Source organism: Blastococcus sp. URHD0036, from assembly GCF_000701365.1.
Taxonomy (GTDB): domain Bacteria; phylum Actinomycetota; class Actinomycetes; order Mycobacteriales; family Geodermatophilaceae; genus Trujillonella.
This window is the reverse complement of sequence record NZ_JNIK01000011.1, coordinates 120384-140253: the sequence shown is the minus strand read 5'-3', so window position 1 is coordinate 140253 and position 19870 is coordinate 120384. Positions and strand designations below refer to the sequence as shown.

At 75.0% G+C, this 19870-nt stretch carries 22 protein-coding genes and 1 tRNA gene; 10 read left to right on the top strand and 13 right to left on the bottom strand.

Features of this window, described 5'->3' with window-relative positions; translation table 11 throughout:
- The first annotated feature begins 110 nt into the window (after positions 1 to 110).
- Complete coding sequence (locus tag N555_RS0107645) at positions 111 to 812, top strand: YbaK/EbsC family protein (RefSeq protein WP_231502641.1); 702 nt, start codon at positions 111 to 113, stop codon at positions 810 to 812.
- On the opposite strand, the gene mscL is transcribed toward N555_RS0107645, so the two are convergent.
- From mscL to N555_RS0107615, 5 genes are all read right to left on the bottom strand, one after another.
- Positions 809 to 1246 (bottom strand): large conductance mechanosensitive channel protein MscL, encoded by a 438-nt coding sequence (gene mscL / locus N555_RS0107640; protein ID WP_051683835.1) that lies wholly within the window; start codon positions 1244 to 1246, stop codon positions 809 to 811. The genes N555_RS0107645 and mscL overlap by 4 nt on opposite strands.
- A gap of 50 nt (positions 1247 to 1296) precedes the next feature.
- Positions 1297 to 1908: a Flp pilus assembly protein CpaB gene (gene cpaB / locus N555_RS0107635; protein ID WP_029430900.1), complete on the bottom strand. Its 612-nt coding sequence runs from the start codon at positions 1906 to 1908 to the stop codon at positions 1297 to 1299.
- Positions 1909 to 2003: 95 nt separating this feature from the next.
- A complete protein-coding gene (locus N555_RS0107630) occupies positions 2004 to 2348 on the bottom strand; it encodes an FmdB family zinc ribbon protein (RefSeq protein ID WP_029430899.1) in 345 nt (114 codons plus the stop codon).
- 153 nt (positions 2349 to 2501) lie between these two features.
- On the bottom strand, positions 2502 to 2678 hold the full coding sequence (locus N555_RS27835) for a hypothetical protein (RefSeq protein WP_156036246.1): 177 nt from the start codon (positions 2676 to 2678) through the stop codon (positions 2502 to 2504).
- Positions 2679 to 2797: 119 nt separating this feature from the next.
- Positions 2798 to 4006 carry a PucR family transcriptional regulator gene (locus tag N555_RS0107615; RefSeq protein ID WP_029430898.1) on the bottom strand — a complete coding sequence of 403 codons (1209 nt, stop codon included), beginning with the start codon at positions 4004 to 4006 and terminating at the stop codon, positions 2798 to 2800.
- 124 nt (positions 4007 to 4130) lie between these two features.
- Between N555_RS0107615 and N555_RS0107610 the strand changes: the two genes are divergently transcribed.
- Positions 4131 to 4451, top strand: a complete 321-nt coding sequence (locus N555_RS0107610; RefSeq protein WP_029430897.1) for a DUF3040 domain-containing protein — start codon at positions 4131 to 4133, stop codon at positions 4449 to 4451.
- Between the two features lie 54 nt (positions 4452 to 4505).
- Here the strand turns inward: N555_RS0107610 and N555_RS0107605 are convergent, their stop codons facing one another.
- The 3 genes from N555_RS0107605 to N555_RS0107595 form a co-directional block, all read right to left on the bottom strand.
- Positions 4506 to 4847: a TraR/DksA family transcriptional regulator gene (locus N555_RS0107605; protein WP_029430896.1), complete on the bottom strand. Its 342-nt coding sequence runs from the start codon at positions 4845 to 4847 to the stop codon at positions 4506 to 4508.
- A gap of 328 nt (positions 4848 to 5175) precedes the next feature.
- Positions 5176 to 5727 carry a dihydrofolate reductase family protein gene (locus N555_RS0107600; RefSeq protein ID WP_029430895.1) on the bottom strand — a complete coding sequence of 184 codons (552 nt, stop codon included), beginning with the start codon at positions 5725 to 5727 and terminating at the stop codon, positions 5176 to 5178.
- Positions 5728 to 5836: 109 nt separating this feature from the next.
- On the bottom strand, positions 5837 to 7426 hold the full coding sequence (locus N555_RS0107595; protein ID WP_029430894.1) for a GMC family oxidoreductase: 1590 nt from the start codon (positions 7424 to 7426) through the stop codon (positions 5837 to 5839).
- 112 nt (positions 7427 to 7538) lie between these two features.
- Between N555_RS0107595 and N555_RS0107590 the strand changes: the two genes are divergently transcribed.
- Both N555_RS0107590 and N555_RS0107585 read left to right on the top strand, forming a co-directional pair.
- Positions 7539 to 8039 carry a MarR family winged helix-turn-helix transcriptional regulator gene (locus N555_RS0107590; RefSeq protein ID WP_029430893.1) on the top strand — a complete coding sequence of 167 codons (501 nt, stop codon included), beginning with the start codon at positions 7539 to 7541 and terminating at the stop codon, positions 8037 to 8039.
- Between the two features lie 40 nt (positions 8040 to 8079).
- On the top strand, positions 8080 to 9102 hold the full coding sequence (locus N555_RS0107585) for an LLM class flavin-dependent oxidoreductase (RefSeq protein ID WP_029430892.1): 1023 nt from the start codon (positions 8080 to 8082) through the stop codon (positions 9100 to 9102).
- Between the two features lie 9 nt (positions 9103 to 9111).
- Here N555_RS0107585 and N555_RS0107580 read toward each other — a convergent pair whose 3' ends face one another.
- The 5 genes from N555_RS0107580 to N555_RS0107560 all read right to left on the bottom strand — a co-directional run bounded on the left by N555_RS0107580 (position 9112) and on the right by N555_RS0107560 (position 14577).
- Positions 9112 to 9828 carry an AAA family ATPase gene (locus N555_RS0107580; RefSeq protein WP_197028929.1) on the bottom strand — a complete coding sequence of 239 codons (717 nt, stop codon included), beginning with the start codon at positions 9826 to 9828 and terminating at the stop codon, positions 9112 to 9114.
- Positions 9829 to 9940: 112 nt separating this feature from the next.
- On the bottom strand, positions 9941 to 11458 hold the full coding sequence (locus N555_RS0107575; RefSeq protein ID WP_029430890.1) for a carboxyl transferase domain-containing protein: 1518 nt from the start codon (positions 11456 to 11458) through the stop codon (positions 9941 to 9943).
- On the bottom strand, positions 11455 to 12642 hold the full coding sequence (locus N555_RS0107570; RefSeq protein ID WP_029430889.1) for a CaiB/BaiF CoA transferase family protein: 1188 nt from the start codon (positions 12640 to 12642) through the stop codon (positions 11455 to 11457). Before N555_RS0107570 ends, N555_RS0107575 begins: the two co-directional genes overlap by 4 nt.
- Before the next feature lie 17 nt (positions 12643 to 12659).
- On the bottom strand, positions 12660 to 13940 hold the full coding sequence (locus tag N555_RS0107565; RefSeq protein WP_029430888.1) for an SLC13 family permease: 1281 nt from the start codon (positions 13938 to 13940) through the stop codon (positions 12660 to 12662).
- A 43-nt stretch (positions 13941 to 13983) separates the two neighbouring features.
- Positions 13984 to 14577 (bottom strand): 5-formyltetrahydrofolate cyclo-ligase, encoded by a 594-nt coding sequence (locus N555_RS0107560; RefSeq protein WP_029430887.1) that lies wholly within the window; start codon positions 14575 to 14577, stop codon positions 13984 to 13986.
- A gap of 44 nt (positions 14578 to 14621) precedes the next feature.
- On the opposite strand from N555_RS0107560, the gene galU reads away from it, so the two are divergent.
- The 6 genes from galU to N555_RS0107530 all read left to right on the top strand — a co-directional run bounded on the left by galU (position 14622) and on the right by N555_RS0107530 (position 19820).
- Positions 14622 to 15539: a UTP--glucose-1-phosphate uridylyltransferase GalU gene (gene galU / locus N555_RS0107555; RefSeq protein ID WP_029430886.1), complete on the top strand. Its 918-nt coding sequence runs from the start codon at positions 14622 to 14624 to the stop codon at positions 15537 to 15539.
- Between the two features lie 35 nt (positions 15540 to 15574).
- Complete coding sequence (gene glp / locus N555_RS0107550) at positions 15575 to 16957, top strand: molybdotransferase-like divisome protein Glp (protein WP_081866058.1); 1383 nt, start codon at positions 15575 to 15577, stop codon at positions 16955 to 16957.
- Position 16958: 1 nt separating this feature from the next.
- The gene (locus N555_RS0107545; RefSeq protein ID WP_231502640.1) at positions 16959 to 17582 is read left to right on the top strand and encodes a GNAT family N-acetyltransferase; all 624 of its coding nucleotides are present in this window, start codon (positions 16959 to 16961) and stop codon (positions 17580 to 17582) included.
- A 214-nt stretch (positions 17583 to 17796) separates the two neighbouring features.
- Positions 17797 to 18477, top strand: a complete 681-nt coding sequence (locus N555_RS0107540; protein ID WP_231502639.1) for a hypothetical protein — start codon at positions 17797 to 17799, stop codon at positions 18475 to 18477.
- A 70-nt stretch (positions 18478 to 18547) separates the two neighbouring features.
- Positions 18548 to 18621: transfer RNA gene (locus tag N555_RS0107535), tRNA-Ala, on the top strand.
- A 71-nt stretch (positions 18622 to 18692) separates the two neighbouring features.
- The gene (locus N555_RS0107530) at positions 18693 to 19820 is read left to right on the top strand and encodes a CaiB/BaiF CoA transferase family protein (protein WP_029430882.1); all 1128 of its coding nucleotides are present in this window, start codon (positions 18693 to 18695) and stop codon (positions 19818 to 19820) included.
- Positions 19821 to 19870 lie beyond the last annotated feature (50 nt).

The following is a 19870-nucleotide window of genomic DNA, read 5'->3' as shown; positions in this document are numbered from 1 at the left end:
AGAGAGGGCACCGATCCGGCACTTCCGCGCGGAATGGCGGTTCTGCACGGTGCGGAATGGCGGTTCTGCCCGGGAGGCGGGTGCTCCGGTCCGTGACGGAGGATCGGGGGGTGCCCGACGCCGCCTCCGCCCCCCGCCTCGGCTCGCTGACCTGGCTCCCCGCGGCCGACCACCCCGAGCTCCTGGGTCCGCCCGTCGCCGCTGCGCTGCCCGCGCTGCAGGGCACCGCGTGGGTGGCCGCCATCGACGACCAGCTCGCCGACACGGCCGCGTTCACCGAGGCTTACGGCGTCCCGCCGGCGGCGTCGGCCAACTGCGTGGTGGTCGCCGCCCGCCGCGCCGGGCAGACGGTGCTCGCCGCCTGCCTGGTCCCGGCCACCGCCCGGGCCGACGTCAACGGCCTGGTCCGCCGCCACCTCGGCGCCCGCAAGGCCTCGTTCGCGCCGCAGGACGTCGCGGTCGCCGAGAGCGGCATGGCCTACGGCGGCATCACCCCCGTCGGGCTCCCCGCCGGCTGGCCGGTCCTGGTCGACGCCGCGGTGGCCGCCGGGGACCTGCTCGTCGTCGGGTCCGGGACCCGGGGCAGCAAGCTCGCCGTCCCCGGATCGGTGCTCGCGTCGCTGCCCGGCGCCGAGGTGCTGGAGGGGCTGGGCCGGCCGGTGCCCGACGAGCCTGAGCCGCGACCCGCCGAGCCGGTCCGCGAGCGTGCGCCGGACGACCGCGACGTCGGCTGGGGCGAGCGGCCGGCCGATCCCTCCGACGCCGACCGCCGCTACCTGGAGGACCGACCCCCGCACTGGGGCAGCGACTAGAGCTGGCCCGGGAGGGTCGTGGTCCCGGGGCCCGACGGGTCCCGGCCCGGGCCGGCGCCCTGCTGCGCGCGCAGCAGGTCGCGGATCTCCACGAGGAGCTCGACCTGGGTGGGCTCGGCCGGGCCGGCCTCCTCCCCGCGCTTGCGCCGCTCCATGAGCTTGTTCAGCGGCAGCACCACGAGGAAGTACACGACCGCCGCGGTGATCACGAAGGTGATCACCGCGTTGACGAACGCGGCCCAGTCGAAGACCTGGCCGTTGATGATGAACGTCCCGCCCTCCAGGCCGCCGCCACCCACCAGGGCGATCAGCGGCTCGAGGAACGAGGCGGTGAACTGGCTGACGAGGGCCGTGAAGGCGGCGCCGATGACGACGGCCACCGCCAGTTCGACGACGTTGCCGCGCAGCAGGAAGTCCTTGAATCCCTTGAACATGGGCCTCATTGGCGCACACCGACAGGGCCCGCGATGAGCCGACTCGCTGGTCAGGGCGGCGGAAGGCTGAGAGTCAGGGTGGAGGTCGTCGCCGCGGCCGCGAGATCCGCTGCGGTCGAGCTGTCGACGGCCAGCAGCAGCAAGCCGGCGGACGGGTCCTCCGACGGCGGTGCCGCCATGAGCACCAGGGCCCCGGGAGCCACCACGCGGGCGCTCGGCTCGCCGTCGGCGGTGGCGAGGACGTCGACGCGGTCCCCGGCCTGCGGGAGCGCGCTCACCGCGACGTCGGCCGGGCGCACCGGGGCGGCGACCGTCCCGGCCGGCAGCAGCGAGGTCAGGGCCGAGCCGACCAGCCGGACGTCGGTGACCGGTTCCCCGGCCCGGACGGCGCCCGCCAGCGTCCGCCCGACCAGCTCGGCCGGGTCCGCGACCGCGCCGCCGGGGGAGGTCGGCAACCGGGTCACCGCGAGGTGCCCGCGCTCCAGCGGCGTCCCGGCGGGCAGGTCGGCCGCGGCGGTGACCACGGGCACGCCCGGGTCCGGACCGCTGGGGTCGACGGGATCGGGCCGCAGGGCGAGGACGAGGGCGGCGGTCGCGAGCAGGCCGGCGAGGCACTGGCGGACCAGGTGGACGACGGAGCGGGGGCGACGCAGGCGGATCATCCCCCCACCGTCGGCGGCCGGCTCCCCACGTGGGGAGCCGGCCGCCGAGGTGTGGATGCGCGCGGACGCTGTGGACGGCGACCGCCGTCCACCGGTCAGCCGGCGCTGGCCGCCTTGGAGGAGCTGCCGGACGTCGAGGACGGGGTCGACGAGCTCGTCGAGGACTCCTTCTTCGCGCTGCTGCTGCCGCCGCTGTCGGAACCCGACGTGGAGGAACTCGACGTGGAGGAGGACGCGGACTCGCTCGCCGACGAGCTCTTGCGGCTGTCGGTGCGGTAGAAGCCCGAGCCCTTGAAGACGACGCCGACCGAGCCGTAGACCTTGCGCACCGGGGCGCCGCACTCGGGGCACTCGGTCACGGGCGCGTCGGTGAAGGACTGCACGACCTCGAACTCGTGCTTGCCGTCGGGGTTGGTGCAGGCGTACTGGTAGGTCGGCACGGCGGGAGGCTCCTGGTGGGGCGGGGGTCGGGCGCGCCGGGTCTGGCACTCTCGCCCGGCGACTGCCAATGATGCGCCCTCGTCCGCCGTCCGTCCATCACTGTGACGAGGACGAGGCCCGCGCCGTGCGGGGGTCCCGGCGGGCCGGGGCGGTCACCAGTTGGCCGGGGGATCGCTGGCCGGGAACGAGTGCATGCCCCACTGGTCCACCACGTCGACCACGTCGGGGTCCGGGGCGCCATGGGCCGGTCGTCGATGCCCGGTGGACGCGGTGCGCTCGCCGGCACCGGGCAGGTGGACGAGGTGGGGGCGGGTGAGGGTGGCGGTCACGGAGTCCTCCGTCGTCGTGGTGGCGCTCTCCAGCCTCCCGCCGGCAGGTCGGCCGGCCCAGGGCGGCGGCCGGTCGATCTCCCGCCGCCCGGTCTTCCGGTGACCGGCAACCCCACCGGTCAGCCGTCGGCCGGCAGCGGGCTCGCGGGCCACTCGAGGAGGCGGGCGCCGAGCACGGCGGTCTGCAGGGAGAAGCGCTGGTCGGGCCGGGACACCCGGTACCCGGTCAGCTGGGCGACCCGGGAGAGCCGGTAGGTGACCGTCCGGACCGAGACGTGCAGCCGGCGGGCGGCCTCGGTGGCGACGTCGCCGGCCGCGAAGTACACCTGCAGGGTCTCCAGCAGCACCTCGGGACCGCCCCGGACCGCCGCCAGCGGGCCGAGGACGTCGCGCACCAGATCGGCGATGGCCGCCTGATCACGGGCGAGCACCCGGTACACCAGCAGGTCCCGGGCGTGGACGACGTCGTCGTCGAGGTGGAGCCGGTCGGCGAACGTCAGGCTCTCCCGGCACTCCTCGTAGGACCGGGCCACGCCGTACGCCCCGGCGAAGGCGCGCCCGGCGGCCACCCGCCAGCGTCCGGCGATGCGCAGCCGGACCATGTCGCGCTGCAACTCCTCGCCGACGTCGGGGCCGCCGGCCGGCGTGCCGCTGCCGGGCAGGAGCACCACGACGCGCCCGTCCTTCGTGGCGACCAGCACCTCGCGGTCGCCGAACCGGTTCACGGCGGCCCGCTCCAGCACGATCGCGGCGCGGGCGACGTCGCAGTCGGGGTCCCGTGGTGCCACCAGGGCGACGTGGTGCGGCTTGCCGAGGTCGACGCCGAACGGCTCGGCGCGCTCGACCATCGCGGAGACGTCGGCGTTCCCGCGCAGGAGGTCGTCGACGAACTCCGCACGCAGCGTCTCCTCGCGGCGGATCATGTCCCGCCGCTCCGACTGGTGCCCGTCGACGAGCACGCCGACCGCGTCGTCCAGCACGCGCAGCACCGCCTCGGCCGCGCGACGCACCTTCTCCGGATCGGAGGAGCGCGCCACGAGCGGCAGCCGCCGCCAGAGCCGCCAGGCCGCGGACAGGTACAGGTCGACCGCGCGGCCGGCGCCGACGCCGTGCGCGGCGGCCCGCCGGCCCAGTTCGCGGACGGCGTCGAGCTCCCACGGGTCGGGGCGGCGACCGTGGATGGCGGCGTCGGCCAGCAGCGGCAGGTACTCGCCGAGCAGGTCCGCCGGGGCCCGGGCGGCGGACGCCGCGGAGGCCCCCACCGTCCGCAGCCAGTCGTCGTCCCCCGCGCTCGATGCGGCCCGGCCGGGAGGTGCGCTGTCGGTCATGACCCCTCCTCGCGTTGCTCGCTCCTTGCCGACGGTCGGCAACGACAGCCTGCACCGTTCGACCGGCCGGGCCCATGTCCGCGTCCGCGGTGTCGCGGGACGGTGGGGTCGAGGAGGAGGACTGGTGCTGAGTTCACACGAACGGCGGGTCTGGGACGAGATCGAGCGGTCCTGGGCGATCACCGCCGAGGAGACACCGGGCGAGCGGAGATCCGCGGCCCACATGCGCGAGCGGGCCCGACGGGAGCGCCCGTCCGTGCCTGCCTGGACGATCGGTGCCGCCTGGGGTGCGGTCTTCCTGCTGCTCTTCGGCGAGGTCGTCGTGGGGCCGGCCGTGGCCGCCGCCGCCGTGCTCGGCTGGGCGGTGTCGCGGTGGTGGTCGGCGTCGGGAGGACAGGAGCCGGTGTCGGGCAGCGGGCCGGTGGCGGGGGAGGAGTCCCCGTAGGTCAGGCGTCCCGGGCGGCGGGCCGTGCCCGCCGCCCGGGACGCGGCCGGCCGGTCAGCGCACCGAGGACTGGCAGGACACGCAGCCGGCCGCGGACGGCCGGAGCCGCAGCCGCTCGCTCGGGAGGTCGACGCCGCACTGCACGCACGTCCCGTAGGCGCCCTCGGCGATCCGGCCCAGCGCCGCGTCGATCTCGTCGATGCTCTGCAGCAGGTCGGCAGCCCGTCGCATCGCCACCGGGTCCGGCATCGAGGTGGCGACCTCGGCCAGGGCGAGCTCGCGCTGCCGGAGGGCGTCGGCGCGCTGCTCCTCGAGCAGTGTGGCGAAGGCACCCCATCTCGGCGCCGGAGCGGTCGCGGTCGAGGTGGTGGTCGGCGCGTTGAGTTCCACGGACATGGTGTTCTCCTACGGATGAGCAGAGGGCGCGCCCACCGATCGGTGGAGCGCGCCCGGGGACGTCGCGGAGCGACCGTGCGGTCAGCGCGGTCCTGGTGGCGCTCGGTCGGAGGAGCGCCCGGCGGGCGGTGTCGCGACCGCGACCGTCGGCTCCCGTCTCCCCATCCGGCTCACCTCCCGCGCGTCGATCTCCGTCCGTGCCACGACCCTGCCCGCCGGGTCGTGCGGCGGACAGGTCGGCGCCCGGCGATCTGGGACCCGGTTCCGTTGCCGGTGCTCGGCAGGACGACCGTGGGAACCGGCCGTCCGGGGGCCCCGGGCCGGCCGGTCAGCAGACGCGGAAGCGCAGGGAGGTGCGGACCCCCACCTCGTCGACGCCGAGCTTCTCCAGGCGGTGGTGCCCGATGCCGGCGAACAGCGGGAGACCGGCGCCGAGCAGGACCGGCATGACGTCGACGTGCAGCTCGTCGGCCAGGCCGGCCGCCAGCAGCTGCCGGTTCAGGTCCGCGCCGCCGACGACGGTCACGGCGCGGTCGCCGGCCGCCTCCCGGGCCCGGGTGACCGCCGAGGCCACGCCGTCGGTCACGAAGGTGAACGACAACCGGTCGGTGCCCTTCGGCGGAACCGCCGGCGGGGTGTGGGTGACGACGACGATCGGCACCTGGAACTCGTAGCCCTCGTCCGCCCACGAGTCGGGGTCGCCGCCCATGTCGAAGGTCCGCCGGCCCATGAGCACCGCGCCGGTCTCGGCCTGCAGGGCCTTCATGTAGTCGGACCCGGCCAGCACGTCGAAGTCCTCGTACAGCGGAGCGGAGCTCCCGTCGGCGTCCTCGACGAAGCCGTCCAGCGACATCGACATCCCCGCGATCACCCTGGCCATCGGACCTCCTCCTCGAACGCCCCGGCGGGGCGGCTGTGCGAGAGGAGACCCGGGCGGTCGCCGGAAGTGATCGGTCGCCCGCCCCGGGCCACGGGACGGGCGACCGGGCTCAGTTGTCCTCGAGGACGAAGTCCGCCGCGCGCCAGGCCATGGCCATCATCGGCGCGTTCAGGTTGCCCGAGATCATCGCCGGGAAGACCGAGGTGTCGATGACCCGCAGCCCCTGCACGCCGCGGACCCGCAGCCGGCTGTCGACGACGTCGGTGTCGTCCGGGCCCATCGCGCAGGCGCCCGAGGCGTGGTAGCCGGGGCCGCCGTAGAGGAAGCCGGCCTCCAGGATGTCGTCGTCGTCCTTCACCACGGCGCCCGGCTGGATCTCCATCATCACCTTGTCGGCGATGGGCGACTGCTGGATCACCTCGCGCATCTTGCGGAACATGCCGACGGAGACCTCGCGGTCGTGGTCGGAGGTCAGGTAGCCGGGGTCCAGGCGCAGCGGCATGTCGGGGTTGTCCGACTGGATGTGCGCCGAGCCCAGGCTGGTCGGGCGCAGCGCGAAGCCGAGCATGGAGAAGCCGGGTCGGTTCTCGACGGCGAACTTGGTGGGTGCCCAGCCCATCGTGAACGGCGTGACCAGCACTTGGGCGTCGGGGCGGGGAGCCGACTCGGTGGCGCGGAAGAAGGCGAGCATCTCGTAGGCCGGGGTGCCGATCGGGCCCTGCCGGTCGAGCAGGTACTTGGCGCCCGTGACGCCCTGGCGGACGACGTTGGCCAGCACCTTGTTGTAGCCGATGTTGTCGGTGATCCGGACCTGGAGCGGGAAGCACCGGTGCTCGCGCAGCCCCTCGCCGACCTGCGGAGCGTCGACGCGGACGTCGACGCCGACCTCGCTGAGCACCGAGCGCGGGCCGATGCCCGACAGCTGCAGCAGGTGCGGCGAGCCCAGGTTGCCGGCGGAGAGGATGACCTCCTTGCGGGCGCGGAACTCCGTCGTCCCGCCGTCGGCGCGGGCGCTCACGCCCACCGCGCGGTCGCCCTCGAAGAGCACCCTGGTCACCTGCACGCCGCTGCGCACGGTGAGGTTGGGGCGCTTCTCCACCGGGTGCAGGAAGGCCTTCGCGGCGCTCTGCCGCAGGCCGCGCTTGATGCTGCCGGGGGTGTAGCCGATGCGCTCCTCGTCGGAGGAGTTGATGTCGTCGGTGCGCTTCACACCGACTGCCCCGTAGGCGTCCATCAGCAGCTCGCTGAGCTCCTCGGGCTTGGTGCGCACGGTGACACCGAGCGGCCCGCCCTCGCCGCGCATCGGCGAGGACCCGAGGTTGTGGTCCTCCATCTGCTTGTAGATCGGGAGGATCTCGTCCCAGCCCCAGCCGGGGTTGCCCAGCTCGACCAGGTTGTCGAAGTCGGCCTGCGACCCGCGGTTGTAGACCATCCCGTTGACCGAGCTGGAGCCGCCGATCATCTTGCCGCGCGTCCAGTACTCGGTCTGCTGGCGCGGACCGAACGGCACGGTGGGGTTGATCCACATCTTGTCCGGGCCGAGGAAGGCCAGGCCCTTGGGCACGTGCACCCACGGGTTGCGGTCACCGCCACCGGCCTCGATGAGCAGGACCGACGTCCCCGGGTCGGCGCTGAGCCGGTTGGCCAGCACGCAGCCGGCGGAACCGGCCCCGACGATGACGTAGTCGTAGCCACTCATGGACGGACCCTCCCAGCGGTGAACGGAAGTCGAATGTTCCACAACCATCGAAGCGTTGTAAACCGGGAGGCCACGGGTCGGTGATCTCCGCGCCCGGCCGTACGGTCTGCGCGTGGCGACGCGGTGGCTGGACGACGAGCAACAGCGGGCCTGGCGGGCCTGGTTGAGCGTCAGCGAGCTCGTGCCGCGCGTGCTCGACGCCCAGTTGCAGCGCGACGTCGGCCTCACGCATGCCGCCTACGTCGTCCTGGCGATGCTGTCCGAGGCGCCGGGCCGCGCCCGGCGGATGAGCGACCTCGCCCGCCGGGCGAACCAGTCGCAGAGCCGGCTGTCGCACACCGTCGGCCGGCTGGAGGAGCGGGGCTGGGTGCGGCGGGAGCGGGCGGCGGACGACGGCCGCGGCAACCTGGCCGTCCTCACCGACGCCGGCTGGGAGATCGTCCAGCAGGTCGCCCCCGGTCACGTCGAGGCGGTCCGCGAGGCGATGTTCGCCCCGCTGTCGGCGGACCAGACGCGGGCGCTCCGCGAGGCACTCGAGCAGGTGCTCGAACGGCTCGACCCCGACCACAGCCTGCGGATCGAGCACGGCGCCGACGCCGCTCCGGAGGGCTGACGCGGGAAGGCCGGGCGGCTGCCGCGGCGTTGCCCGCAGCATGACCGAGCCGCTGCCGCTGTCCGTCCTCGAACTGGCCACCGTCGGGACCGGCCAGTCGACCGCCGACGCGCTCGTCGCCACCACGCGGGTGGCGCAGGCGGCCGACCGGCTGGGCTACACGCGGATCTGGGTGGCCGAGCACCACAACATGCCGGCGGTGGCGAGCACCAACCCGCCGGTCCTCATCGCGCACCTGGCCGCCGTCACCGAGCGGATCCGGGTCGGCTCGGGCGGGGTGATGCTGCCCAACCACGCCCCGCTGGTCGTCGCCGAGCAGTTCGCCCTCCTGGAGGCGCTGCACCCCGGTCGCATCGACCTCGGCATCGGTCGCGCGCCGGGCACCGACGCACACACCGCGATCGCGCTGCGCCGAGACCCGGCGGCCCTGTCGGCCGAGGACTTCCCGCAGCACCTGCTCGACCTGCTGGGCCTGCTGGGCGATCCCCGGGTCGAGGGCGGTCTCGCCGAGCGCTTCAGCGCCACACCCGCCGCGCGCACCGCCCCCGCCGTCGTCCTGCTCGGGTCGAGCGGCTTCTCCGCGCAGCTGGCCGGACAGCTGGGTCTGCCGTTCGCCTTCGCCCACCACTTCGGCGGCCCGAACGTGCAGGCCGCCGTCGAGCTGTACCGCGACACCTTCCGGCCGTCCCCGGTGCTCGACCGGCCGTACACGGTCGTGACCGCGAACGTGCTGGCCGCCGACACCGACGACGACGCCCGCCGGCTCGCCCTCCCGGGTCAGCTGATGCGGCTGGCCATCCGCACCAACCGGCTGCGGCCGGTCCCGACGCTGGAGGAGGCGCAGGTCCACCCCGAGCGCGCGGCCGCCGAGGCGATGCCGAGCAACGCCGTCATCGGCTCGCCGGAGACGGTCGTGGACCAGCTGCGCCGGCTGGCGGCCGACACCGGGGCCGACGAGCTGATGCTCTCGGCGTCCACCCACGGGGTCGAGGAGCGGGTGCGCAGCCTGGAGCTGGTCGCGGCGGCGTGGGGCCTGCCGGCGGGCGAGCGCTCCGCCGCCTGAGGCCGTTCCTCAGTGCAGGTGCCGGAGGAAGGACTCCGGCGCCCCGAGGAACTGGCGCCAGTTGGCGGTGAGCTCGAGCTCGTCCCACCGCGCCGTCCGCATGCCCCACGGGCCGATCTCGAGCACGTGCGCACCGGGCAGGGCGGCGAGCACGGGGGAGTGCGTGGCGACGACGACCTGGGCGCCGCGGGCCACGAGGTCGGTCAGCGAGGCCAGCAGGGCGAGCGTCGCGGTGAACGACAGGGCCGCGTCGGGTTCGTCCAGCAGGTAGAGGCCCGGACGGGTGGCCCGGTCGTGGAAGAGGTTGAGGAACGCCTCGCCGTGCGACAGCTCGTGGAACGTCGGCTCACCGGCCGGCGACGGGTTGGACTCCAGGTAGCTGTACAGGCCGTGCAACGTCTCGTCGCGCAGCAGGTACGCCCAGCGGGGCGCGCCCGGCGCCCGCTCGACGACGAGGCCGAGCGAGCCGGGCTCGCTGGCCCGCGTGCTGTGCCGGGCGCCGACCGAGCCGCCCTCGGGGTTCAGCCCCACCGCGGCCGCGATCACCTCGACCAGCGTGGACTTGCCCGAGGCGTTCTCCCCGACGAGGACGGTCGCGCCCGCACGGAGCTCGAGGCCCTCCCGGAGGAGCTGCGCCACCGCGGGGACGGTGGCCGGCCACACGTCGGGTGCCGGCGCCGACGCCCCGGGGTCGGGCCGCAGGCGTCGGATCGGGCGGCGGTCCACGGGGGTCATCCTGGCGGGACGTCGTCCTCCCTCACCGCGGCGCGTCCTCCCTCGTGGTGTGCGGTGGGGGAGGACGCGCGGGGATCAGGTCACCTGATCCCCGCGCGACGGGCTACCGGCCGAGGTGGCGGTAGCGGTGCAGGCGGCTGCGGAAGCGCTCGTTGTCGTCGCGGCCGAGCAGCCCGGCGAGCTCCTCGCCCAGCACCCGGCCCATCCGCAGGCAGAACTCCTGCGGCTCGTCGGCGGCGTCCGGCCGCTCCGGGACCACCCGGTCGACGATGCCCGCGCGCCACAGCTCGGTGGCCCGCACCCCCTGGTTCGCGGCCATCTCGTCGGCCCGGTCGACCGTCCGGTGCACGATCACGCTCGCGCCCTCCGGCGGCAGCGGACCGAGCCAGCCGTTGGCCGCCGACAGCACCCGGTCGGCCGGCACCAGGGCGAGCGCGCCGCCGCCGGTGCCCTGGCCGAGCAGGACGGCGATGGTCGGCGCCTTGAGCATCACGAGGTCCTGCAGGCAGCGGGCGATCTCGGCGGCCAGCCCGCCCTCCTCGGCCTCCTGGGACAGCGCCGCGCCGGGGGTGTCGATCAGCGTGACCAGCGGCAGCCGCAGCTCGGCGGCCAGCCGCATGCCGCGCCGGGCCTCGCGGAGGGCGGCGGGGCCGAGCGGAGCGGACAGCGACTGCCCGCGCCGGTCCTGACCCAGAACCACGCACGGCGCCCCGCCGAAGCGGGCCAGCGCCAGCAGCAGGCCGGGGTCCTTCTCGCCGGCGCCGGTGCCCGACAGGCCGACGACGTCGGTGGCCGCGGTCCGCAGCAGCCGGCGCACCCCCGGCCGGTCCTCCCGGCGCGAGGCGGTGACGACGTCCCAGGCGCTGCGGCCGTCCTCCGGGTCGTCGGCGTCGGTGCCGTCCTCGGCGGTCGGGCGCTCGGCGCCGGCGACGTCCTGGTGCCAGGTCCGCCGAGCCGCCAGCACGCTCAGCGCCCGGTCGGCGACGTCGGCGATGTCCTCGTGCGCCACCACCGCGTCGATGAGACCCATGTCGGACATGTGCTCGGCGGTCTGCACGCCCTCGGGGAACGGCTCGCCGTAGAGCGCCTCGTACACCCGCGGCCCGAGGAACCCGATGGAGGCGCCCGGCTCGGCGATCGTCACGTGGCCCAGCGACCCCCACGACGCGAGCACCCCGCCGAACGTCGGGTGCCGCAGGTAGACCAGGTACGGGAGGCCGGCCTCCTTGTGGCGGGCGATCGCGGCCGTGATGCCGATCATCTGCAGGAACGCGACGGTGCCCTCCTGCATACGTGTGCCGCCGGAGACAGGAGCGGCCAGCAGCGGCAGCCCCTCCTCGGTCGCCCGCTCCACCGCGGCGATCAACCGCTCGGCGGCGGCCACCCCGATGGAGCCGGCGAGGAAGCCGAACTCCCCGGCGACGACGGCGACGCGGCGGCCGCGCAGCAGGCCCTCGCCGGTGATGATCGACTCGTCCTGACGGCTCTTCTCCGCGGCCTTCTGCAGCTCGGCGGCGTAGCCCGGGGCGACGTCCCGCTCCGGGATCGGCGCGTCCCACGACTGCCACGACCCCGGGTCCAGGACCCGGTCGCGGAGCGTGCGGGCGTCGGTGCCACTCATGTGTTCCCCTCGGTCAGCCAGGCGCGGAGCTGAGAGTCTGACGCCCCGAGCACCGGGGGAGCGGCGTGGTCGCGCTTGGTGGTCTCCGTCTCGCCGTCCGGGCCGGCGGCGAAGAAGCGCAGCGGCGGGCCGGGCAGCTGCAGCCGGCCGAGCGTCTCGTGCTCGACGTCGACCAGCAGGCCCTGCGACTGCACCTGGTCCCAGCCGTAGACCTCGTCGAGGGTGCGCACCTTCCCGGCGGGGATGCCGGCGGCGTCGAGCCGCGCGAGCAGCGTCGGGGCGTCGATGCCGGCGAAGGCCTCCTCCAGCAGGGCGATCACCCGCTCGCGGTTGCCCACCCGCTCCCCGTTGGTGGCCAGCCCCGCGGCGTCGGGGTCCAGCCCGAACTCGGCGCACAGCCGACGCCACAGCGACTCCGACCCGCAGGAGAGCTGCACGCTGCCGCCGGCGCACCGGAACAGCCCGTACGGCGCGATCGACGGGTGGTGGTTGCCCTGCGCGCGGTTCACCTGGCCGCCCACCGTCCACGCCGTCCCCTGGAACGCGTGCACGCCGACGATCGCGGCGAGCAGCGAGGTGCGCACGACCTGGCCGCGGCCGGTGTGCTGCCGCTCCAGGAGTGCGGCCAGGACGCCGTAGGCGCCGTAGATGCCGGCGAGCAGGTCCCCGATCGGCACGCCCACCCGCTGGGGGTCATCGGGGCCGGGGCCGGTCAGAGACATCAGCCCCGCCTCGCCCTGCGCGATCTGGTCGTACCCGGCGCGGCCGCCCTCGGGACCGTCGTGGCCGAAGCCGCTGATCGCCAGGGTCACCAGCCGCGGGTTGAGCTCCGCCAGGACGTCGGTGCCGAAGCCGAGGCGGGCCAGCGTGCCGGGGCGGAAGTTCTCCAGGAGGACGTCGGCGCGGCGGATCAGCTCGGTCAGCAGCGCCTTGTCGCCGTCGTCCTTCAGGTCGAGGGTGATCGACTCCTTGTTGCGGTTCGCCGAGAGGAAGTAGGTCGACTCGCGGGTGCCGGAGTCGGGCTGGACGAACGGCGGCCCCCAGCCACGCGTGTCGTCGCCCGTGCCGGGGCTCTCCACCTTGATCACGCGGGCGCCCAGGTCGCCGAGCATCATCCCGGCGTGCGGGCCGGCCAGCGCCCGGGTCAGGTCGACGACGAGGACGCCGTCCAGCGGTCCGGGCACGGGGGTTCTCCGATCGGTCAGAGCCAGCCGGGGACGACGAACACCAGCCAGGCCAGCAGCGGTCCCACGACCACGACGAGCGAGGAGTAGCCCAGGATCTGCTTGTAGAAGCGGTCCTTGTCGACGTCCTGCGCGTTGGCCAGGACCAGCGCGCCGTTGGTCGAGAACGGGCTCACGTCGACGATCGTCGAGCTCACGGACAGGGCCACCACCACCCCGACCGTGCCGATGTCCCCGGCCTGCAGGAACGGCACCGCCAGCGCGATGGCGACACCGATGATCGCGGTCGACGACGCGAACGCCGACACCACCCCACCGATGTAGCAGAGCAGCAGCGCGATCAGCAGGGGGGCGCCGAGCCCGATGACGGCCTCGCCGACGTAGTCGATCGTGCCGGCCTCCTGCAGCACGAAGACGAAGGTCAGCACCCCGGCGATGAGCAGCACGGTCGACCAGCTGATCTGGCTGACCGCGTTCTTGTGCCGGGCGGCGGCGAACGCGGCGAGCACGGTCGCGACGGTGATGGAGACGAACCCGATGTCGAGGTCGAACACCAGCGCCAGGACGGCGACCGTGGCCAGGCCGATCAGGGTGAACACCTGGTCGACCGTCACGCGGTCGGCGGTGCGGACCGTGCCGCCGTCACCGTCGGCGTCGGCCGGGGCGACCGGGGGCTCGGCCGCGATCCGCCGACCCATCAGCCGCCGGCCGCCGAGAGCCAGGAACAGCCCGACGGCGATCGCGAGGTTGAAGAACAGGCTGCCGAGGAACAGCGTGAGCGGGGCGGACTGCAGGCCCTCGTCCTCGACGATGGTGTTGACGGTGACGCCGTAGACGCTGATCGGCGAGAACCCACCGCCCTGCGCGCCGTGGATGACCATCATCCCCATGAGCAGCGGGCTGATCCCGTGCCGGGCGGCGAAGGTGAGCGCGATCGGGGCGATGATCGCCACCGCGGCGGGGGAGAGCGCGCCGATCGCGGTGAGCAGCGCGGTGACCGCGAACATGATCCACGGGATGGCGGCCACGTAGCCGCCGACCAGCCGGACCGCGCCGCGCACCAGCAGGTCCACGGTGCCGTTGTTCTGGGCGATCGCGAACAGGTACGTGACCCCGATCAGGGTGACGACCAGCTCGGCGGGGAAGCCGGCGAGGATGTCGTCGGTGGTCATCCCGACCGACAGCGTCCCGACCAGGAACGCGGCGACGAACGCCAGCGCGCCCATGTTGATCGGCAGGAAGGCCGCGATCGCGAAGATCGCGACCAGGGCCAGGATCGAGACGATCTCGGGTGACACCGGAGCTCCCGCCGACGCCGTGGCTGTGACGGGGACCACGCTCTCAGGAACCGGCGGGTAGCGCCTGCCAGCCGCCGGAGGGGGTCACGACGACGCCGACCCGGCGGTCGTGCGGCGCGACGGGGAGCTCGTCCAGGAACTCGTCGTCGTGCACGAGCGCGATCAGCAGCGCGTCCGGCCGGACGTGCAGCAGCGCCCGGTCGTAGTAGCCACCGCCGCGGCCGAGCCGCGCCCCTGACCGGTCGACGGCCACCGCCGGGACGACGACCGCCTCCGCCGCCCCGATCGCGGTCGCCCCGAGCCGCGGCCCCACCGGCTCCATCAGCCCGAACCGGCCGGGGGCGAGCCGGCCGGTGTCCACCGCCCAGCGCAGCTCGGGGTCGCCGTCGTGCACGACCGGCAGCAGGATCCGGGCCCCCAGCTGGGTGAACGCCGCCGGGATCCGGCCGTGCCCGGGCTCGAACTCGTCCGGGCAGAACGCCGCGATGGTGCGCGCCGAGCCCAGGCCGCGGAGCAGAGCGGCCGTGACCGCGGCGGCCGCCGCCGCCCGTTCCGGTGCCGGCCGGCGGCGCCGCTGCTCCAGCAGTCGCTCCCGCAGCGCGACCTTGGCCGCGCCCACCGGGTCGGGGGAGGTCACGGACGCAGGTTAGGCCTCGTCCCGCCCTGGCTAGGCTCCCGCCCATGTCCGCCTCGAGCACGCGCGCCGCGCGCAAGGCCGTCATCCCCGTCGCGGGGATGGGCACCCGGTTCCTCCCCGCGACCAAGGCCGTGCCCAAGGAGCTGCTGCCGGTCGTCGACCGGCCGGCCCTGCAGTACATCGTCGAGGAGGCCGCCCGCGCCGGCCTCGGCGAGGTGCTCATGGTCACCGGCCGCAACAAGGCCGCCATCGAGGACTTCTTCGACCGCACGCCGGAACTGGAGACGGCGCTCGAGAAGAAGGGGGACGCCGGCCGGCTGGCCGCGGTGCAGGAGTCCACCGACGTCGCCCAGGTGCACTTCGTCCGCCAGGGCGAGGCGCGCGGCCTCGGGCACGCCGTCCTCCAGGCGGCCGCGTTCGTCGGGGACGAGCCGTTCGCGGTGCTGCTGGGCGACGACCTCATCGACGCCCGCGACCACCTGCTCGAGCAGATGCTCGCGGTGCAGGCCGAGCACGGTGGCTGCGTGGTCGCGCTGCTCGACGTGGGCCGGGAGAACATCGACAAGTACGGCGCGGTGGCGATCCGGGAGGACGTCCAGGAGGGCGTCGTCACGATCACCGGCCTGGTCGAGAAGCCGCCGGTCGACGAGGCGCCGAGCAGCCTGGCGATCATCGGCCGCTACGTGCTCGCCCCCGAGGTGTTCGGCGTGCTGCGCGAGACCGCCCCCGGCCGCGGCGGCGAGATCCAGCTGACCGATGCGCTGGCCACCCTGGTGGAGCGCGGTCAGCCGGTGCACGGCGTGGTCTTCGACGGCCGCCGCTACGACACCGGCGACAAGCTGGACTACCTCAAGGCGGTCGTCCGCCTGGCCGTCGAGCGCGACGACCTGGGGCCGCCGCTGCGGGCCTGGCTGACCGAGTTCGTCGCCGAGCTGGCCCCCGAGGGCGCGTCGCAGGCCTGACCGCGGCCCCGCAGGGGGGAGCATCGACTGTCGTGATGGGTGTGGACGACGACAACGCCGCGACGGGCGTGCGCGGGTACCGGGAGACGACGGCGCTGGACCTGCGGTCCGGGGCCGTGACGCCGACCGGCGGTGTCCAGCACACCGCGCAGATCGACCCCGGCGCGGTGCCGCCGCCACCCGGGACGCCGGAGCTGCCGCGCACCGTCGAGTCGCACCTCGACGAGATCCTCGGCGCGGTGCCGCAGCCCGACCCGATCGAGCTGGCCGTGCTCGACGCCCAGGGTCTGCTCTGCGCGGAGGAGGTCGTCAGCAAGCGCGCGCTGCCCGCCCACGACCAGGCCGCCCTCGACGGGTACGCCGTCCGTGCCGACGACGTGACGCCGGCGACGCTCGAGGCGCCGATCCGGCTGTCGGTGGTGGGGGAGACGGCCGCGGGCGCGGCCGGTCCCTCCTCCATCGGCCCGGGGCTCGCGCAGAAGGTGGCCGCCGGTGCCCTGCTGCCGGGCGGGTCCGACGCCGTCGTCCCGGCCGTGTGGACCGACCGGGGCGTCGTCACGGTGACCGTGCACGCCGGGGTCGCGCCGGGGAACTACGTCCGCCGCACCGGGGACGACGTCGCCGCCGGCACCCCCGCGGTCGCCGTCGGCACCCCGATCGGGCCGGCGCAGATCAGCCTGCTGGCCGCGGTCGGCCGCGAGCGGGTGCTCGTCCGCCCCCGGCCCCGGGTCGGGATCCTCTCCGGCGGCGGCGAGCTCGTCGACATCGCCAGCGACCCGGCTCCGGGCCAGGCGGTCGACGTCAACAGCTACGCCCTGGCCGCGGCCGCCCGCGACGCCGGGGCCGACGCCTACCGGTCGGGCATCCTGCCGGCCGACCCGCGCCGGCTGTCGGAGGTCCTGGAGAGCCAGACGCTGCGCAGCGACCTGATCCTCATCTCGGGCACCTTCCCCGACGAGGGCGACATGGTCCGCGAGGCGCTGAGCGCGCTCGGCGACGTCCGGTTCCGTCCCGTGACGATGCACCCGGGACCGGTGCAGGCGTTCGGCCGGATCGGCCGGGACCCGGTGCCGGTCATCGTGGTGCCCGGGGAGCCGGTCGCCGCCCTGGTGGCCTTCGAGGTGTTCGTCCGCCCGGCGATCCGGCTGATGCTGGGCAAGCGGCAGCTGTTCCGCCGCACCGTGCAGGCGATCTGCGCGCAACCGGTCTACTCGCCGCTGGGCTACCGGCAGTACCTGCACGGCCAGGTCATGCGGCACCCCGACGGCGGCTACGTGGTCGAGCCGCTCGGGGACGGCGACGAGGCGATGCTCGCCCGCATGGCCCGCGCCAACTGCCTGATCGTCGTGGACGAGGACGTCACCGAGGTGGCCGCCGGCGGGCTGGTGACGGTCATGCCGCTCCTGCTCGGCGGCTGAGGTGCTCGCCGATCCGGCGCTGCGCCCCGGCTGGCCCGCGACGCTGCGCGAGGGGCCGGTCGAGCTGCACCCCCTGCGCCGGTCCGATGCCGTGGAGTGGAGCCGGGTGCGGCTGGCCAACGAGGAGTGGCTCGCCCGCTGGGAGCCGAGCGGGAACCAGCCGTGGGCGCCGCGGCACACGCCCGCGGCCTACCGGGCGGTGCGCCGCCGGGTGCTGCAACGCGCCCGGCTGGGCCTGACGCTGCCGTTCACCCTGCGCGTCGAGGGCCGGCTCGCGGGCCAGGTGACCCTCGACAACGTCGTCCGCGGCGCCATGCGCTCGGGGAACATCGGCTACTGGATCGACCGGGCGGTCGCCGGCCGGGGCGTCGCCTCGCTGGCGGTGGCCCTGGTGTGCGATCACGCGTTCGGCCCCGCCGGGCTGCACCGCGTCCAGGCCGACATCCGGCCGGAGAACGGCCCCAGCCAGCGGCTGGTGGAGCGACTCGGGTTCCAGCGGGAGGGGCTGCTCCGCCGGTACCTGGACATCGACGGCGACTGGCGCGACCACTACACGTACGCACTGCTGGCCGAGGACCTGCCGGGTGGCGTGCTGACCCGCTGGCGCGCCGGTTCCCGTGATTAGCCAGCGCTCCGCGGGGGTACTAGTAGTGGCCCCGCGTAGCACGGAACCGACCGGTCCTCACCGGTCGCCGTGTCGACACGCCGCCCGGCCGGCACTCCAGTCACACAACGCTCCCGCGACACACCGCGCGCCTCCCTCGAATGAGCGAGCGGCCTGCTTAATCTGCCGCGGCAAGTTACTCGTGTGACGGGTGGTGTTCTCCATGGGATCAGGTGTGCTGCTCGCAGCTCTGGTCGTCCTCTGGTTCGTCGTGCTGGTCCCGATGGTGGTGACCCGTGGCGACGAGCGGAAGCGACCGACGGCGAGCGACTCCGGTCGCACGCTCCAGCGGCGCAGGGTCGTCGACCCGGTCGTGCACGCCGACACCGAGCGCGTCTCGGTCGACCGCGTGCGGCTCCTCGAGTCCGGTGAGCTGCGGGTCGACGTGCACGCCGTGCGGCGCCGCACGCTGGCCGGCCTCGTCGCGCTCGCGGTGCTCGCCGCCGTCGCCGCGGTCGTCGTCACCCCCTGGGTGTGGGCGCTGCAGGCGCTGCTCGACGTCGCCGTCGTCGGCTACCTCATGGTGCTGCGCGCCGCCGCCCGCCGGGAGCAGGCGGCCGCCCGCCGTGCCGCTCGGATGGCAGCCCGTCGCACGGCGCGCCCCGCGCCGGTCGAGGTGGCGGAGGAGTTCGAGGAGGAGCTGGTCGCGGCCGGGCCGGTGCACCACACCGTCGGCCTGCGCCACCCGAGCCTGCCGCTCGCCCCGGTGCACCCGCTGCGCCCCGGCCGGGTGGTCGGCGGCCGCACCGGCGCGCCGGCCGGCTGGCAGAACAGCGCCGTCGTCGGCCTGGACGACGACGACATCGGGTTCGCCGACATCGACGAGTACCAGCCGCGCCGGGTCGCCGGCCTCTGAGCACGACACCCCGGCGCCGCCACCCCGTGGCGGCGCCGGGGTCCGCGGGCGGTACTCTCGACTCCGGTCAGGGGCTGTAGCGCAGTCCGGTAGCGCACCTCGTTCGCATCGAGGGGGTCAGGGGTTCGAATCCCCTCAGCTCCACCCCGACACCCAGGGCGTCCTCCTCCCGGAGGGCGCCCTGAGTCGTTCCCGGACCCGGCTAGGTTCCGTCCGTGACCTCTGCTCCGGACGACGGACCACTGCGCGGCCTGCGGGTGCTCGACCTGACCCGCTTCCCCCCGGGCGCCTACTGCACGCTGCTGCTCGCCGACCTCGGGGCCGACGTCGTCCGCGTCGTGCCACCGTCGCGCGCCGAGACGGTCGACCTCGTCGTGGGCGAGGTGGGGCTCAGCCGCGGCAAGCGATCGATGACGCTGGACCTGCGCGCGCCCGGGGCGCACGAGGTGCTCGCCCGGCTGGTGCGCGCCGTCGACGTCGTCGTGGAGAACAGCCCGCCCGGCTCGATGGAGGCGCGCGGCTTCGGCTACCGGCAGGCCGCCGAGGCGAACCCCGCGCTGATCTGGTGCTCGATCACCGGCTACGGCCAGGACGGGCCCTACGCCTCGTGGGCCGGCCACGACCCCAGCTACCTCGCGCAGTCCGGCCTGCTCGGCGTGCTCTCCCCGGAGCTGCCGTGGCACCCGGGCGCGATGATCTCGGTGCCGCTGGGCGCCTCGATGGCCGCGCTGGGGATCGCCGCGGCGGTGGTGGAGCGGGACCGCACCGGGGCCGGGCGGCAGGTCGACATCAGCCTCGCCGAGTCCACGACGTGGGTGCTCGCCGGCCAGGGCTGGTCGCTGGGCGAGCGCTCCACGGGCATCCCGCCCTCGCCGGGACGGCGCCTCTACGCCTGCGCCGACGGCGAGTTCGTGTCCGTCGCGGCCGCCGAGCCGCGCACCTGGGCCGCGCTGTGCACGGGGCTCGGCCTCGACGACCTGGCGGGTGACCCGTACCCGCAGGACGCCGAGGCGGTCACCGGGCGGATCGCGGCCGTCTTCGCCACGCGGCCGATGCGGGAGTGGATCGACCTGCTGGGTCCGGCCGGTGCCGCCGTGGCGCCGGTCAACCGTGGCCGCGCGGTCGTCGACGACCCGCAGACACAGGCCCGCGGGACGTTCGTCGAGGTGGCCGGCACGCAGGTGCCGGTGAGCCCGGTGCGGCTGCGCGACGTCGACGGGCCGCGGTCCGCGCCGGCCACCGCCGAGCCGCCCCGCGGTGGGCAGCACACCGACGAGGTGCTGACCGCCGCCGGGTTCACCGCGGAGGAGCTCCGCGGGCTGCGCGGGTCCGGCGTGATCTGAGGCCCGTACCGTCCTACCGGGGTCCGAGGGCGGTCCCCGGTACGACGACG

Coding starts and splice junctions, on each gene's coding strand:
- N555_RS0107600 (WP_029430895.1), bottom strand. CDS start 5,727: ATGGCCAGGGTGATCGCGGGGATGTCGATGTCGCTGGACGGCTTCGTC.
- N555_RS0107575 (WP_029430890.1), bottom strand. CDS start 11,458: ATGAGTGGCACCGACGCCCGCACGCTCCGCGACCGGGTCCTGGACCCG.
- N555_RS0107595 (WP_029430894.1), bottom strand. CDS start 7,426: ATGAGTGGCTACGACTACGTCATCGTCGGGGCCGGTTCCGCCGGCTGC.
- galU (WP_029430886.1), top strand. CDS start 14,622: ATGTCCGCCTCGAGCACGCGCGCCGCGCGCAAGGCCGTCATCCCCGTC.
- N555_RS0107605 (WP_029430896.1), bottom strand. CDS start 4,847: ATGTCCGTGGAACTCAACGCGCCGACCACCACCTCGACCGCGACCGCT.
- mscL (WP_051683835.1), bottom strand. CDS start 1,246: ATGTTCAAGGGATTCAAGGACTTCCTGCTGCGCGGCAACGTCGTCGAA.
- cpaB (WP_029430900.1), bottom strand. CDS start 1,908: ATGATCCGCCTGCGTCGCCCCCGCTCCGTCGTCCACCTGGTCCGCCAG.
- N555_RS0107615 (WP_029430898.1), bottom strand. CDS start 4,006: ATGACCGACAGCGCACCTCCCGGCCGGGCCGCATCGAGCGCGGGGGAC.
- glp (WP_081866058.1), top strand. CDS start 15,575: ATGGGTGTGGACGACGACAACGCCGCGACGGGCGTGCGCGGGTACCGG.
- N555_RS0107585 (WP_029430892.1), top strand. CDS start 8,080: ATGACCGAGCCGCTGCCGCTGTCCGTCCTCGAACTGGCCACCGTCGGG.